The sequence below is a fragment of the Escherichia coli DSM 30083 = JCM 1649 = ATCC 11775 genome, from assembly GCF_003697165.2.
GTDB classification, from domain to species: Bacteria; Pseudomonadota; Gammaproteobacteria; order Enterobacterales; family Enterobacteriaceae; genus Escherichia; species Escherichia coli.
Genome location: NZ_CP033092.2, coordinates 3,331,745 through 3,347,456, shown reverse-complemented (window position 1 = coordinate 3,347,456; position 15,712 = coordinate 3,331,745). Strand labels below are relative to the sequence as shown.

General features: G+C 51.8%; 13 protein-coding genes and 1 pseudogene. 4 read left to right on the top strand and 10 right to left on the bottom strand.

Annotated elements, in window-relative coordinates:
• Positions 1-147 precede the first annotated feature (147 nt).
• From nagD to nagB, 4 genes are read right to left on the bottom strand one after another with little or no spacing between them, the layout of a single operon-like run.
• Positions 148-900 (bottom strand): ribonucleotide monophosphatase NagD, encoded by a 753-nt coding sequence (nagD, locus tag EAS44_RS17515; RefSeq protein ID WP_000153129.1) that lies wholly within the window; start codon positions 898-900, stop codon positions 148-150.
• Between the two features lie 47 nt (positions 901-947).
• On the bottom strand, positions 948-2,168 hold the full coding sequence (gene nagC, locus EAS44_RS17510) for a DNA-binding transcriptional regulator NagC (protein WP_000187594.1): 1,221 nt from the start codon (positions 2,166-2,168) through the stop codon (positions 948-950).
• 8 nt (positions 2,169-2,176) lie between these two features.
• A complete protein-coding gene (nagA, locus tag EAS44_RS17505; protein WP_000271154.1) occupies positions 2,177-3,325 on the bottom strand; it encodes an N-acetylglucosamine-6-phosphate deacetylase in 1,149 nt (382 codons plus the stop codon).
• Positions 3,326-3,384: 59 nt separating this feature from the next.
• Positions 3,385-4,185 (bottom strand): glucosamine-6-phosphate deaminase, encoded by an 801-nt coding sequence (gene nagB, locus EAS44_RS17500; RefSeq protein WP_001237072.1) that lies wholly within the window; start codon positions 4,183-4,185, stop codon positions 3,385-3,387.
• 332 nt (positions 4,186-4,517) lie between these two features.
• Between nagB and nagE the strand changes: the two genes are divergently transcribed.
• On the top strand, positions 4,518-6,464 hold the full coding sequence (nagE, locus tag EAS44_RS17495) for a PTS N-acetyl glucosamine transporter subunit IIABC (protein ID WP_001023115.1): 1,947 nt from the start codon (positions 4,518-4,520) through the stop codon (positions 6,462-6,464).
• A gap of 88 nt (positions 6,465-6,552) precedes the next feature.
• Here nagE and EAS44_RS17490 read toward each other — a convergent pair whose 3' ends face one another.
• The 6 genes and pseudogenes from EAS44_RS17490 to EAS44_RS17465 form a co-directional block, all read right to left on the bottom strand.
• Positions 6,553-7,833 (bottom strand): SLC13 family permease, encoded by a 1,281-nt coding sequence (locus tag EAS44_RS17490; protein WP_000177662.1) that lies wholly within the window; start codon positions 7,831-7,833, stop codon positions 6,553-6,555.
• Positions 7,834-7,846: 13 nt separating this feature from the next.
• Positions 7,847-8,317 (bottom strand): YhcH/YjgK/YiaL family protein, encoded by a 471-nt coding sequence (locus EAS44_RS17485; RefSeq protein WP_000583482.1) that lies wholly within the window; start codon positions 8,315-8,317, stop codon positions 7,847-7,849.
• Complete coding sequence (locus EAS44_RS17480; protein ID WP_000109426.1) at positions 8,314-9,483, bottom strand: sialidase family protein; 1,170 nt, start codon at positions 9,481-9,483, stop codon at positions 8,314-8,316. Before EAS44_RS17480 ends, EAS44_RS17485 begins: the two co-directional genes overlap by 4 nt.
• A gap of 35 nt (positions 9,484-9,518) precedes the next feature.
• A pseudogene (locus EAS44_RS17475) lies at positions 9,519-10,269 on the bottom strand (TerC family protein).
• Positions 10,270-10,328: 59 nt separating this feature from the next.
• The gene (locus tag EAS44_RS17470; RefSeq protein ID WP_001126953.1) at positions 10,329-11,216 is read right to left on the bottom strand and encodes a dihydrodipicolinate synthase family protein; all 888 of its coding nucleotides are present in this window, start codon (positions 11,214-11,216) and stop codon (positions 10,329-10,331) included.
• Positions 11,217-11,219: 3 nt separating this feature from the next.
• Positions 11,220-12,377 carry an iron-containing alcohol dehydrogenase gene (locus EAS44_RS17465; RefSeq protein WP_000234743.1) on the bottom strand — a complete coding sequence of 386 codons (1,158 nt, stop codon included), beginning with the start codon at positions 12,375-12,377 and terminating at the stop codon, positions 11,220-11,222.
• A gap of 169 nt (positions 12,378-12,546) precedes the next feature.
• Between EAS44_RS17465 and dtnK the strand changes: the two genes are divergently transcribed.
• From dtnK to EAS44_RS17450, 3 genes are read left to right on the top strand one after another with little or no spacing between them, the layout of a single operon-like run.
• Positions 12,547-13,782, top strand: coding sequence for a D-threonate kinase (dtnK, locus tag EAS44_RS17460; protein ID WP_000410739.1), 1,236 nt, complete (start codon positions 12,547-12,549; stop codon positions 13,780-13,782).
• Positions 13,775-14,761, top strand: a complete 987-nt coding sequence (locus EAS44_RS17455; RefSeq protein ID WP_001059575.1) for a D-threonate 4-phosphate dehydrogenase — start codon at positions 13,775-13,777, stop codon at positions 14,759-14,761. Before dtnK ends, EAS44_RS17455 begins: the two co-directional genes overlap by 8 nt.
• Position 14,762: 1 nt before the next feature.
• A complete protein-coding gene (locus EAS44_RS17450; protein ID WP_000679501.1) occupies positions 14,763-15,524 on the top strand; it encodes a DeoR/GlpR family DNA-binding transcription regulator in 762 nt (253 codons plus the stop codon).
• Positions 15,525-15,712: the final 188 nt, after the last annotated feature.

The following is a 15,712-nucleotide window of genomic DNA, read 5'->3' as shown; positions in this document are numbered from 1 at the left end:
GTAATGGCGATTGCTGATTGATGAAAAAGGGGAGGGCTTTTGGGTATATTTATTGATGGATCGATAATTTTTGACGGGTTTTATTGAATGGGGTGATTTTAATGATGGGTAAAAATAAGAAACCACGCCCTGAGGCGTGGTTGCTATTCAGATAACGTCGATTTCAGCGACCGATGGGTAAATCCAACTTGGGCGGAACGGCATACTGTCGATATCGTCGAGTGACGAAACACCAGAAAGCACCAGAATCGTCTCCAGACCGGCCTGGAAGCCCGCCAGAATATCGGTACGCAAGTTATCGCCGACAATCACCGTTTCTTCCGAATGCGCCTGCATTTTGTTTAATGCCGCGCGGATGATCCACGGACTCGGCTTTCCAACATAGAACGGTTTGCGCCCGGAGATTTTCTCGATCCCTGCACACAACGCGCCACAGGCGGGATAAAAACCGCGCCCGTGGGTGTCCGGGTTGGTGGCGATAAAGCGTGCACCGTTAGCGACGAAATAGGCTGCTTTATGCATCATGTCCCAGTTGTAGGAACGCGTTTCGCCAACAATCACAAAATCAGGGTTCACATCGGTAATAGTGAAACCGGCTTTGTACAGTTCATGAATCAGTGCGCCTTCGCCCACCACATACGCTTTCTTGCCTTCCTGGCGACGCAGGAAATCGGCGGTCGCCATCGCGGAGGTATAAAACACGCTATCCGGTACATCGACACCGGCAGTGGCAAAGCGATTCGCCAGATCTTGCCCGGTCTGTGAAGGATAGTTGGTCAGCAACACCAGCGGCAGGCCTTTATCCATAATCCCGTGCAAAAATTCCGCTGCACCGGGTACGGCGACGTTATCGTGCATCAGCACGCCGTCGATATCGCAAATTACATTTTTAATGGTCATGGACTACCCAGAATATTGACAACAATAAGCGCCACTATAAAAGCACATTAATTTTCCAGCAAATGCTGGAGCAAAATACCGTTGAGCATGGCGCGTTTTACCAGCGCAAAAGCGCCGATTGCCGAGCGGTGATCCAACTCAGAACGTACCACCGGTAGATTAGTACGAAACGCCTTCAACGCCTGGGTATTAATGCAGCTTTCAATAGCAGGGAGCAGCACTTTATCGGCTTCGGTGATTTCTCCAGCAATAACAATTTTTTGCGGATTAAATAAGTTGATAGCAATGGCGATGGTTTTACCCAGATGACGACCGACATATTCAATCACTTCCGAGGCCAGGCTATCGCCTTTGTTCGCGGCTTTGCAGATAGTTTTGATGGTGCAGTCGTCCAGTGGCACACGGCTCTGGTAGCCCTGCTTTAACAGATTCAACACCCGTTGTTCAATGGCAGCATTGGCGGCGATAGTTTCCAGGCAGCCAAAGTTGCCGCAGTGGCAGCGTTCACCCAGCGGTTCGACCTGAATATGGCCAATTTCACCGACGTTGCCGTTGCGCCCGATAAAAATTCGCCCGTTAGAGATAATCCCGGCCCCGGTTCCGCGATGGACACGCACCAGAATGGAGTCTTCGCAATCCTGACTTGCACCGAAGTAGTGCTCTGCCAGCGCCAGACTGCGGATATCGTGGCCGACAAAACAGGTCACTTTAAAACGCTCTTCCAGTGCTTCAACCAGCCCCCAGTTTTCTACCTGAATATGCGGCATGTAATGAATTTTGCCGCTGTCCGGGTCTACAAGCCCTGGCAGGATCACCGAAATCGCGATCAGCTCGCGTAGCTTGCGCTGGTAGCTATCAATAAACTGAGCAATGGCATTCAGCAGGGCATGTTCCAGCGTCTGCTGGGTACGTTCCGGCAGCGGGTAATGTTCTTCTGCCAGCACTTTGCTGCTGAGATCAAACAAGGTGATGGTGGCGTCGTGACGACCAAGCCGTACGCCGATTGCGTGGAAATTGCGGGTTTCGGTGACGATGGAGATAGCGCGGCGGCCCCCGGTGGAGGCCTGCTGATCAACTTCTTTGATCAGCCCGCGTTCGATAAGCTGACGCGTAATTTTGGTTACGCTGGCGGGGGCAAGCTGACTTTGCTCGGCAATCTGAATCCGCGAGATTGGCCCGTACTGGTCAATCAGGCGATAAACTGCCGCGCTGTTAAGCTGTTTTACGAGATCAACATTACCTATCTGAGCTTGTCCGCCTGGTGTCATACTTTCTCTTATTGAGTTACGACCTCGTTACCGTTAACGATGGTCCTGGTGATTTTAAAATCAGGTGTGAATGCAGTCAGGTTGGCAACTTTACCTGCGGCGAGCGTGCCGAGACGTTTCTCAACGCCAATCGCACGTGCCGGATAGAGCGTCGCCATACGCAGCACTTCATCCAGTGCGATACCACAATGTTCGACCAGATTACGCACGCCTTCAATCATGGTTAAGGATGAACCGCTTAACGTACCGTTCTCATCCACACAAAGTCCGTTACGGTAGTATATTGTTTTACCCGCAAAAATGAACTGTTCAATGTTGGCACCTGCTGGCGCGGTGGCATCGGTAACCAGACACAATTTGTCGCCTTTCAGACGTTTAGCGTTACGAATGTTGGCGTAATCAACATGCAGGCCATCAGCAATAATACCGCAATAAATGTCAGCTTCGTCGAGGATCGCGCCCGCCAGGCCCGGTTCACGACCGGTAATATACGGCATCGCGTTGTACAGATGGGTGGCAAAGGTAATCCCCGCGCGGAAACCGGCTTTCGCTTCTTTCAACGTCGCGTTGGAGTGACCAGCAGAAACCACAATCCCGGCATTTGCCAGTTTGCTGATGACTTCCGCTGGAACCATTTCCGGTGCCAGAGTCACTTTGGTAATGACGTCGGCGTTCTCACACAGGAAATCGACCAGCGCGGCATCAGGCTTACGCACAAAATTCGGATTATGGGTGCCTTTTTTTACCAGATTCAGCCACGGACCTTCCAGATGCAGACCTAACGCCTGGTTCGGATGTTTTGCCAGGTACTCGCGCATAACGCGCACGCCCTGTTTCATCAGCTCATCGCTGGTGGTGATAAGCGTCGGCAGATAGTTAGTACAGCCTGATTTCTCATTGGCTTTCTGCATGATTTCCAGCGTTTCCACGCTGACCGCTTCAGCGGTGTCGTTAAACTGTACGCCGCCGCAGCCGTTTAACTGCACATCGATAAAACCGGGGGAGAGAATGGCCCCGTTCAGTGAACGTTGTTCGATCTCTGGCGGCAGTTCCGCTACCGGACAGACGCTTTTAATCAGGCCATCAGCGATAACAACCGCGTGGTCATCAAGAAATTCGTGGCCGGTAAAGATCCGGCCCTGGGTTAATGCATACATTCTGACCCCCGATTTTAAAAAATATTGCCCTGAGCAAGGTGTCAGGGCAGGGATAATAATTACAGACCTTTGATATTTTCTGCTTCTAATTCATTGAAATATCTTAAAGTCTTAACTTTCAGCTCCATGGTGGAAGGTTCATCGCACACCATGATCGCTTTTGGATGCAGTTGCAGACAGCTGATGGTCCACATGTGGTTCACGCAACCTTCAACGGCGGCCTGCAGTGCCAGTGCTTTCTGACTACCCAGCACCAGAATCATCACTTCTTCGGCATCCAGCAATGTACCAACACCGACAGTCAGGGCATATTTTGGCACCTGATTAACATCGTTATCAAAGAAACGAGAGTTCGCGACGCGAGTGTCATGAGTCAGGGTTTTGATACGAGTACGAGAAGCCAGAGAAGACGCCGGTTCGTTAAATGCAATATGACCGTCGTTACCTACACCGCCCATAAACAGATGAATTTTTCCGTAAGAACGGATTTTTTCTTCATACTGGCGGCATTCGGCGTCGATATCCGGGGCGTTGCCGTTGAGAAGGTTGATATTTTCTGCTGGAATATCAACGTGATCGAAGAAATTACGGTGCATAAAGCTGTAGTAGCTTTCCGGATGCTCTTTCGGCAGACCGACATATTCGTCCATGTTGAAGGTGACAACGTGCTTAAAGCTGACCTGGCCTGCTTTATGCATTTCGACTAACGCTTTATAGGTGGTCATCGGCGTGCCGCCAGTCGGCAGGCCCAGTACAAACGGACGATCGGCAGTCGGTTTGAACGCATTGATACGATTGACGATATGGCGAGCAGCCCATTTGCCGACCTGTTCAGCGGTAGTCAGGGGGATCAGTCTCATTATTCACCTCAATAAGTAAAATGTAAGCCGTTGGCGGATTAGGCATCTTTAAGCGTAACCTGGATTTGCGCAGACAGGCGTCAATCCGACCTGATTTTTTGAATGATAAAATAAGTTTTCTGGTTTAGCCAGTAAAAGGGAGTGATGATAACGATATTTGGTGACAAAACTCACAAAAGACACGCGTTTAATTTGCGATACGAATTAAATTTTCACACACTCTGTAGCAGATGATCTAACAATCTGATTACAGAACATCGGCAGTACAATTTGCAGCAAAATAAAAATACGGCTTTAAACGAGCCAAATAGGGTTCTCGTAGGGGGAATAAGATGAATATTTTAGGTTTTTTCCAGCGACTCGGTAGGGCGTTACAGCTCCCTATCGCGGTGCTGCCGGTGGCGGCGCTGTTGCTGCGATTCGGTCAGCCAGATTTACTTAACGTTGCGTTTATTGCCCAGGCGGGCGGTGCGATTTTTGATAACCTCGCATTAATCTTCGCCATCGGCGTGGCATCCAGCTGGTCGAAAGACAGCGCAGGTGCGGCGGCACTGGCGGGTGCGGTAGGTTACTTTGTGTTAACCAAAGCGATGGTGACCATCAACCCAGAAATTAACATGGGTGTACTGGCGGGTATCATTACCGGTCTGGTTGGTGGCGCAGCCTATAACCGTTGGTCCGATATTAAACTGCCGGACTTCCTGAGCTTCTTCGGCGGCAAACGCTTTGTGCCGATCGCCACCGGCTTCTTCTGTCTGGTGCTGGCGGCCATTTTTGGTTACGTCTGGCCACCGGTACAGCACGCTATCCATGCAGGCGGCGAGTGGATCGTTTCTGCGGGCGCGCTGGGTTCCGGTATCTTTGGTTTCATCAACCGTCTGCTGATCCCAACCGGTCTGCATCAGGTGCTGAACACCATCGCCTGGTTCCAGATTGGTGAATTCACCAACGCGGCGGGAACGGTTTTCCACGGTGATATCAACCGCTTCTATGCCGGTGACGGCACCGCGGGGATGTTCATGTCCGGCTTCTTCCCGATTATGATGTTCGGTCTGCCGGGTGCGGCGCTGGCGATGTACTTCGCAGCACCGAAAGAGCGTCGTCCGATGGTTGGCGGGATGCTGCTTTCTGTTGCTGTTACTGCGTTCCTGACCGGTGTGACTGAGCCGCTGGAATTCCTGTTCATGTTCCTTGCACCGCTGCTGTACCTCCTGCACGCACTGCTGACCGGTATCAGCCTGTTTGTGGCAACGCTGCTGGGTATCCATGCCGGCTTCTCTTTCTCTGCGGGGGCTATCGACTACGCGTTGATGTATAACCTGCCGGCCGCCAGCCAGAACGTCTGGATGCTGCTGGTGATGGGGGTTGTCTTCTTCGCTATCTACTTCGTGGTGTTCAGTTTGGTTATCCGCATGTTCAACCTGAAAACGCCGGGTCGTGAAGATAAAGAAGACGAGATCGTTACTGAAGAGGCTAACAGCAATACTGAAGAAGGTCTCAATCAACTGGCAACCAACTATATTGCTGCGGTTGGCGGTACTGACAACCTGAAAGCCATTGACGCCTGTATTACTCGTCTGCGCCTTACCGTGGTTGACTCAGCTCGCGTCAACGATGCGATGTGTAAACGTCTGGGTGCTTCTGGGGTAGTGAAACTGAACAAACAGACTATTCAGGTGATTGTTGGCGCGAAAGCAGAATCCATCGGCGATGCGATGAAGAAAGTCGTTGCCCGTGGTCCGGTAGCCGCTGCGTCAGCTGAAGCAACTCCGGCAACTGCCGCTCCTGTAGCAAAACCGCAGGCTGTACCAAACGCGGTATCTATCGCGGAGCTGGTATCGCCGATTACCGGGGATGTTGTGGCACTGGATCAGGTTCCTGACGAAGCATTCGCCAGCAAAGCGGTGGGTGACGGTGTGGCGGTGAAACCGACAGATAAAATCGTCGTATCACCAGCCGCAGGAACAATCGTGAAAATCTTCAACACCAACCACGCATTCTGTCTGGAAACCGAAAAAGGCGCGGAGATCGTCGTCCATATGGGTATCGACACCGTAGCGCTGGAAGGTAAAGGCTTTAAACGTCTGGTGGAAGAGGGCGCGCAGGTAAGCGCAGGGCAACCGATTCTGGAAATGGATCTGGATTACCTGAACGCTAACGCTCGCTCGATGATTAGCCCGGTGGTTTGCAGCAATATCGACGATTTCAGCGGCCTTATCATTAAAGCTCAGGGCCATGTTGTGGCGGGTCAAACACCGCTGTATGAAATCAAAAAGTAATCTGCTTTATGTCTGATGCGACGCGGCAGCGTCGCATCAGACAATAAAAAGCGGCAGGGATCTTCTCTGCCGCTTTTTTTGTCTGAGATTACATTGGGAAGATAAAAACAGCGCCTGCACAAAGCGCCAGAATGCGGATGAGATACATTGGTACAGAGAACACCCAGAATTCGGGAAGTTTGTATTTCCCCATTCCGAGGATCATGGCTGGCATTCCGTCAATAGGCATATAGCCGCCATTCCAGCCAGAAATCACCACCGCAATCGCGGCAGCGGTCGGGTTAAGCCCAAGGCTAGTACAGGCGGCAATGGCGATGGGGGCAAAAATATATACTGACCCCATATTCGAACCCGTGAAGGTGGCGCAGGTACTGGTAAGCAAAGCAAAGGCGACAATAAATACAAACGGTGAGACGCCAGAACCGAGCACACCTGCAACGGCATCGCCAACCATCGCCGTAAAGCCGGTGCCCGCCAGTGCATCAGCTATACCGATCACCCCCGCCATCATTAAAATGACCGGAGCCCCCATATGATCGCGAACTTCTTTGAAGTCCAGTACATCGATCATCAGAACAAACGCACCCGCAAGACCCGGAATAACGAAGGCGATATTTCCCAGAATGTTCATTAGCATCATGCCGATAACGCTGACAGCGAATGCGGCAATAGTGCAATATTCTTTCCAGGCAGGAAGGGCGTTAAACGTTTCCTCGCGTGCCGCCAGCGCATCCTCGGAAGCATCCGCAATGGGATGATCCGGAAGAAAACGGTAGGCAATAAGACTCCATGCGAGGAAAGCCGCTGACATGATGAGATTCACCAGCGCAAAGCGCCCCATCGAAATCTCCTGATGAAACCCCGCGGTTTCGAGTACGGTCGCCGTAACGCCAAAGAGAAGCGCGAGATTGATAGGAAGAAGCGGGTGGTTGGTGGCAAATCCCAGGGGCATCATTAATTTCGATGTTGGTAGCTTTTTACTGTACGGAATGGTGGATACCAGCGACAGAATTAGCACGTAATAACCGGTCGCTCCGGTGCCGGCAAGACTGGCACCCAGCATAACAATGACTAACAACAGCCCATAGCTGCGGTAACTGCCTTTATTGACCAGGCTTATCATCGCAGATTTAACGTTGCTGATAAGCCGGGTTTTTTGTAGCGCCGCCATGACCACCATAAACCCTGCAATCATCACCACGCTTGGATTGACGAATCCGGCAAAAGCCTGTTGAACGGTCGAAAGTCCCGATACAACCAGCAATAAACACGCAAGCAGTGGCGGTGCGCCAAAAGGCATTTTGTCCGACATGATCAGCACGATCATCAGGACCAGTATTCCTAATGCCAGGATCATTTCCATTGTCATTTTTTCTCTCCTTTTAGGCTTCCAGCATGTCGCGCGGTACTTTAAAGACCGCTTTGCGTATTGAAGTAGCCGTGCCAATTGCGCACAGCGCCTGGTGAGGTTCCTCAGGCATAAAGACGGCGAAATCACCGGCGTGTAGGGTGATGGCGACACTGTTTTCAGGGGATGGGGCGATAAACAGATCGGGCTTACGTTCTTCATCGTTTTCGCGAGCGATGGGCCGCGTTCCCGCATTAATGCCCTCACAACCAGTAATCACCACCTGTATATCGGCCCATAAATGGTGATACTCCGTATGGCGGAGTTCGGCGGGTTGCGTGTCTGAAGTTCCCAGCGTGCAGAACCACCGACATCCTTCAGGTTGCCAGCGACCGTCCTCTCTGGTGGATAACGCCGATAATGAACACTCCGGGCGCAGCAGAATATTTCTCACCCAGGCAGGAAGCCCCGCCAGCGACAAATGGTTGAGATTACCGATAATCATGATGCCTGCCCCTTAACCCACTCGGGGGAGATGCGTACGTACTTGATGGCCTGACGCCACCAGGTGTAAGCGATATGTAGCGTACCGTCCGGGCTTTGTTTGATGCTGGGGTAGGAGAACTCACGATTTAGCTTTTCCAGGGAATTGTTGGTCATGCAGTAGCCGTCGCCTTCATCGAGATTGCGCCGCCACGGCCAGCTTTTCCCACCATCGGCAGAAATCGCTACCGTCATCGGCGCGCGTGGGGCACCCCAGAAAGCGGAGCGTCCGACGGCTGTCGGTTCTTTGCGGCTGTCGTCGCCATCGACGATTTCGTCATAAAGCGACGCGCGACGTTCTACTGCGCCTGCCGCACTCATCGCGTTGTACACCAGCGCCAGTTCGCCGCTGGCAAGCGTCGTTACCTGAATAGACGAATTGTTGTTGGGCAATTCGGTTGCTTGCGGCACCGACCAACTCTCGCCGTTGTCCACTGAATGGCTGATATAGATGTTGTCTGCCCAACGGCTGCGAAAGAGAGCAACCAACGTACCGTCGTGCAACATTGTGATATTCATATGAACACAGCCGAGACTTTGCGGCACCTCGACATCGCGCCAGGAGTGACCACCGTCAGCGGAAATTTTCACTGCGCTGATATCATCATTGCCGACCCATTTTTCGCCGGGTTGGGTACGGCAATAAAAGACGGGCAGCAGCCAGTTGCCGTTATCAAGCACCGTGATTGGCTGTCGAATGAACGTACCGGGTTTATCAAGCAGGGTGGCAATCTCGCCCCAGGTTTGTCCGAGGTCGTCTGACTTACGGTAGCGGACGATGGCGGTGTCCTGATTACCGGATATTTGTGCGGTCCATAGGAGCCACAGCACGTTATCCGGCGCGAGAAACAGCACCGGGTTTTGCTCTGAACGCGTGTCATCGTGGGAAAGTTTGACCGCATCGCTCCACTGCATTCCGCCAGCGGGCAATCGCGATCCCCAGACAGAAATATCGGCAATACCTTCCTGCGTTCCCGCAAACCAGACGCACATTAACGCGCCATCCGGCAAAGGCAGAATATTCGCCGCGTGGTTTTGCGGGCAGGACGAGGGCAGCATGGCGGTAAGCACATGCGAATCGTTTTCGGATGGACGGATGACGCCGTCACGAATAAGGGCTACAGACATAGTTAGACTCCATCTTAAAGTTGGTAATAGATTTATTAATGCGAGTGCGATTCATGCGTTTCGATCAATGTCGAAACTTTCTTCTTTCACGGATAATATTGAGTGTCTCAACACTTAATGAGAAAAATATCGCGAAGTAGAGATACTCTTTGGCAATATGAATGTTGAGACTATCGGCAACCAGCAATACACCGACAAACAATAAAAAGGTTAACGCCAGTATTTTTATTGACGGCGTGGCGTTAACGAAATCACCAATTGTTTTCGCCGCAAACATCATGACACCGACGGCAATCATTACGGCGGCAATCATGATAAATATATGCTGAGAAAGGCCGACGGCGGTGATCACCGAATCCAGGCTAAACACGATATCGAGCAGCATTATCTGTACAATGGCACCGCACAACGACAGTTGCCGCGATCCGCTGCCATGTTCGTCTTCCTGCGCGGGCGACAGCTCTTCGCGTATCTCCTGTATCGCTTTATAAATCAGGAACAGCCCGCCCCGAGCAGAATCAACGTGCGGAACGAAATCTCCAGCGTCAGCACGGTAAAAAGCGGCTGGGTAATATGTGAAAGCCACGCAATGGATATCAGCAATAATATCCGCATAATCATCGCGCAGCTTAAACCCAGTTTACGCGCCATATTTTGTTGTGATAACGGAAGTTTTGCCACCACCAGTGAAAGAAAAATAATATTATCCACCCCAAGAATAATTTCCAGAAAGGTGAGGGTAATTAAAGTGAGCCAGATATCTGGCTGCATAAACCACAAAAACATGGGGTAATCCTTTATTCTCTTTATCTAAACTTTATAGCGGGCTGGATAATAGAGTTAATTTAATTAATGTTATAATGACGAATAATTTGTTGAATCTCGCTGATCTGTTCAGGCGTGAAATTAACCGCGTAGCGGCTATCACCAACATCATGCCCCATAAGCTGCAACGCTTTTTTCACCGCAGCCGGGGAGAATGCTACTTTATAAAGATCGGTACGCAGGCCCGTTACACTCTCCTGTGCTTCATAAGACCCTTCAATATCACCGGCATGGAAGCGAGACCAGATGGCATTGATTTCTCGCGGCGCGATGTTGGCGAGCCCAGAGATACAGGCTGAACATCCCTCGACAAACCCTTTATGGATCAGCGAATCCGGGCCGTTGAGCACATTAAAGCCGTCAATGTCGCGCACCGCATCGAGAAAACCCTTCAGGCTTTCGTCGCTTCCGGCGCTGTCTTTAATCCCAATGATATTGGGGTGCGACGCCAGAGCACGCGCGGTTTCTGGCTGGATCGTATTGCCAGTGCGGGCCGGGATGTTATAGAGAAACATCGGAATGCTCAGTGCGTCGGCAATTGCGCTGTAATGCGCAATCAACTCTTCCTGTTTCAGCGGTACGAAGTAAGGGGCAATGACCGACACGGCATCTACGCCAAGTTTTTCAATCTGCTGACCCAGACGAATCGTTTCGCGCGTAGAGATCTCGCCAATGTGTGCCACGACCGGCGCACGACCAGCCACTTCATCCACGCAGGTTTGCGTAACGCTGAGCTTCTCCTGTTCATTCAACACAAAAAACTCGCCGTTGGTGCCGCCGCAAAAAATCGCGTTACCCGCTTCCAGTTGACGATTCACCTGCACTTTTAACGCCGGGATATTCAGACTGCCGGTCGCGGTAAACGGGGTGACGATAGCGGTTAATACACCTTCAATGGTTTTCGGCATGATTTATTCCTTAAATTGATGTTGCGGAAACAGTGTTTGGTAAATGGCCTGTACGTCCTGTAGATCAAGCTGGCACGGCACATTGTTCATAAGGCGCTTCACGTTCAGTGCCGCCTCGCTCAGAGAGGCAATATCCTCTGGCGGTACGCCGAGATCCGCGAGATTGTTGGGTAGCTTGAGTTGATTGACTAATGCCTGTAACCAGGTCACCAGGGCATGAGATTTTTCTTCCGCGCTCAGGGCGGTTTCCGCATCGGGAATGCAATCCCAGACCCGGGCAAATTTCTCGACCGCCCAGGGGCGAACAAACGCCATGCACGGCGCCAGCAAGATGGCATTCGCGACGCCATGCGGCAGATGATATTTGCCACCTAACGGGTAGGAGAGCGCATGAACGAGATGCGTGCCCGCATGGGTTATCGCTACGCCGCCATAGTAAGACGCCCACAGCATTTCCAGTTTTGCGCGCAGATCCTGAGGATCGTTCACGGCGGGTTGAATGTGCCGGAAAAGTTTACTTAACCCAGTCAGCGCCGCGTTATCGCTGACCGGATTTGCCACGGTCGCGGTAAAACACTCCAGTAAGTGGCAAAGAGCATCAATGCCCGTGGACGCCGCAATATGCGCGGGCATGCTGGTGGTCAGTTCCGGGAAAAGCGCCACATAGTCTGGTAACAGCACCTGGGAAATAATACCCACCTTCGTGCTTTGTTCAGGGATTGCCAGAATCGCATTCGGCGTGGCTTCTGAGCCGGTTCCGGCGGTTGTAGGAATCAACCATGATTGCACCCGCTGAGTCGGTTTTTCACCCGCAAGCAGCGCATCCAGCCCCGGTGATTGTGGATGGCAAAGCACCGACAGCAGCTTCGCCACATCCAACACGCTGCCACCGCCGATCCCGACCACCACATCAAAAGAGGCATCGCCAAGGGCATCCATTAGCTGGCGCACATCATGATGCGTGGGCTCTGCGGGCACATTATCGATAACGTTAACCTGCGGGCAGTGCTTTTCCAGTAAGGCGCGAATCTGCTGCACACCGTCGAGCTGCGCAATATTACGGTCAGTGACCAGCAGCATTTTTCTGATGTCGGGTAAGAGCGACGTCAGGGAAGGGATAGCGCCTGCGCCGCTCAGTATCGTGCTATTGATAATTACCACAAATAACCTCTCTTCTGGTGATTGAATTCAATCATTCAAAATGCCGTAGCCTACGTAACATGGTCTAATTTTATAATTTATTCGAGTGATTAATAACTTGAGCTTGCTCACATTTAATCAATCATGATTGAATATAATCATTGTTATCATAAAACAACCTGGAGTGATGATGGAAAAGGGAATCACTAAGCCGAGCATTCTCGTCGTTGCCGATGATTTCACGGGAGCCAACGACGCGGGGGTAAGCCTGGCGCAGGTGGGGCATACAGTTGATGTGGCCTTTGAAATGCATTATCGCGGTGATGCCAGCGTATGGGTGATTAACAGCGACAGCCGGGCGATGGATCCTAAGCTGGCGGCGATGAAAATAACCTCGCTGATGAGTCATCTCCCTCTGGCGAATAATCCGCCGCTCGTGATTAAAAAGATAGATTCCACGCTGCGAGGCAATATCGGCGCAGAAATTGAAGCCCTGATGAAGGCATGCGGTATAACGGGCGCAGTGGTTGCCCCCGCATTTCCTCAGGCGGGAAGGACCACAGTGGCCGGTGAGTGTTGGGTAAACGGTGTGCGGATAACGGAAACCGAGTTTGCCAGCGATCCGAAAACCCCGGTATTGAGCGCCCGAATTGCGGATATCATCCGGTTGCAGACGGCCATTCCATGCCAGCCCGTTACGGTTTCTCAGCTCAGCCATTTGTCTTATGAGCAACCGTGGATTGGCGTGATAGATGCGCAGACGGACAGCGACCTGGATCGCATCGCTGCCGCTGTGATGCAGGCTAAACAACCGCTGCTGCTGGTCGGCTCCGCTGGTATTTGTGATGCCGTTGCCCGGCGCTCCGCGATTATGTCGCCACCCACCGTGCTGGCCATTATTGGTTCAATGAGCGAAATCGCTCAACGGCAGATCGCCACACTTCATTCACACCCACGTATCACACAGATATACGTCGATGTTGAACACATTCTGGCAGGCAATGCCAGTGACTATGACGCGCGTATTGTGCAGGCCTTGCAGAAAGGCGACCACTGCATTGTCCACACCTGTAACGATTCTGTAGCAAGACATCAGATCGACACCCTTTGCCAGCGTTGGCAGATGAGTCGCGCTGCACTTGGGGAAAAAATTTGCCGGTTTCTTGGCGAACTTACCCGGCAAGTTCTGCTTCGCACAATGCCCGATGCGCTTTATCTCTCTGGTGGTGATGTCGCAATGGCAACAGCCAGTGCGTTAGGCGCGACCGGATTTCGTATTACGGGGAAGGTGGCGCAATGCGTTCCATACGGTCACTTTCTGGGCGGTGTCTGGTCCCGTTCGGTGATGACGAAAGCCGGTGGGTTTGGCGATGAGACCACGTTGCATCAGGTTCTGAATTTTATCGAGGAGAAGTGTAGTGAATAATATTATTGCGGTAACGATGGGTGACCCGGCGGGTATTGGCCCGGAGATCATTATTAAATCCCTGAGCGAAGCCGGGCTTGCTGGTGCCCCGGTGGTGGTGGTGGGCTGTGTGCGTACGCTGCGACGTATTATGGCGATGAATATCACGCCGCAGGCAGAGTTACGCGTCATTCAAAAGGTGTGCGACGCCCATTTTGCTCCCGGCGTGATTAACGTGATGGATGAGCCGCTGGCTAACCCCGATGCGCTGACACCCGGAGTGGTACAGGCTGCGGCAGGCGATTTAGCGTATCGCTGTATCAAACGTGCAACGGCTCTGGCCTTATCAGGCGAGGTGAAAGCCATAGCCACTGCGCCGCTGAATAAAGAAGCGCTGCATCTTGGCGGGCATAACTATCCGGGGCATACGGAATTGCTGGCCCATCTTACCGGCAGCAAAGAGTACGCGATGGTGCTCTATACCGATAAGCTCAAGGTTATCCATATTTCGACTCACATCTCACTGCGTAAATTCCTGGATACTTTGAATGGTGAAAGGGTCAAAACGGTTATTCGAGTTGCGAACCACTTCCTGAAACGTGTTGGTATTGAGCGTCCGCGTATTGCCGTGGCGGGTGTAAATCCACATGCAGGGGAACATGGTTTATTCGGCACTGAGGAAATCGAGATTATCGCGCCTGCGATTGAAGCAATGCAGGCCGAAGATATTGATGTTACTGGCCCGTGCCCGCCAGATACCGTGTTTATGCAATGCCATGAAGGGCTATTCGATATGGTAGTGGCTATGTACCACGATCAGGGGCATATCCCTTTAAAACTGCTTGGATTTTATGATGGGGTGAATATCACCGCCGGGTTGCCATTTATTCGCACTTCTGCCGACCACGGCACCGCGTTTGATATTGCCTGGACAGGAAAAGCCAAGTCTGAGAGCATGGCAGTTTCCATCCAGTTAGCAATGCAGATTTCGCGAGAATAAAATGAAGGGATATAACCGGTTAGAGCAGATCATGGATTACCTGAAAAGCCATAATCTGGTCACCGTTGATGAGCTGGTGGCGGTAACCAATGCGTCGCCGGCTACGATTCGTCGAGACCTGATAAAACTCGATGAGCAGGGTGTTATCAGCCGTACACACGGCGGTGTGACCCTCAACCGGTTTATTCCTACCCAACCGACTACCCATGAGAAAATGCAGCGCAGCCTGGCGGAAAAACATGCCATCGCCAGCGCAGCGGCGTCAATGGTCAAAGCGGGGGATTCCGTCGTCCTTGATGCCGGTACGACAATGATTGAACTTGCGCGGCAGATTACACATTTACCGCTTCGCGTGATCACCAGCGACCTGCATATCGCGCTTTTTTTGGCTGAATTCAAGCAAATTGAAGTGACGATTATCGGCGGACGTATCGACGACTCCAGCCAGTCCTGCATTGGCGAACATGGTCGTAAATTGCTGCAAAATACCTGGCCGGACGTGGCATTTTTAAGCTGTAACAGCTGGGATCTTGAAAAGGGTATTACAGCACCCACGGAAGAGAAAGCCGCACTAAAACGCGATCTTATCGCGCATGCTTCGCGCAAAATTCTCCTGGCTGACAGCTCAAAATACGGTTCATGGTCGCTGTTTAATATCGCGCATCTTAATGAACTGACAGAGATTATTACGGATAGTCAGCTTGATGGGCAGACGCGTAGAACGCTTGCGTCCTTGTCGACGCGTTTAATCATAGCCGACTAATCTATGACTCTGCGGCCAGCTCATCCGGCAATTTAATAAATGCGTCAGGCTGGCGACGTTTGGCCTTACGTTTCCAGCGCGAGGATCTGCTGGCAGTAGCGCAGAAAACGCCCCAATATCTTACGCAAAACCATTTTTTCTCTAACTAACAGTTGTCAGCCTGTCCCGCTTATAAGATCATACGCCGT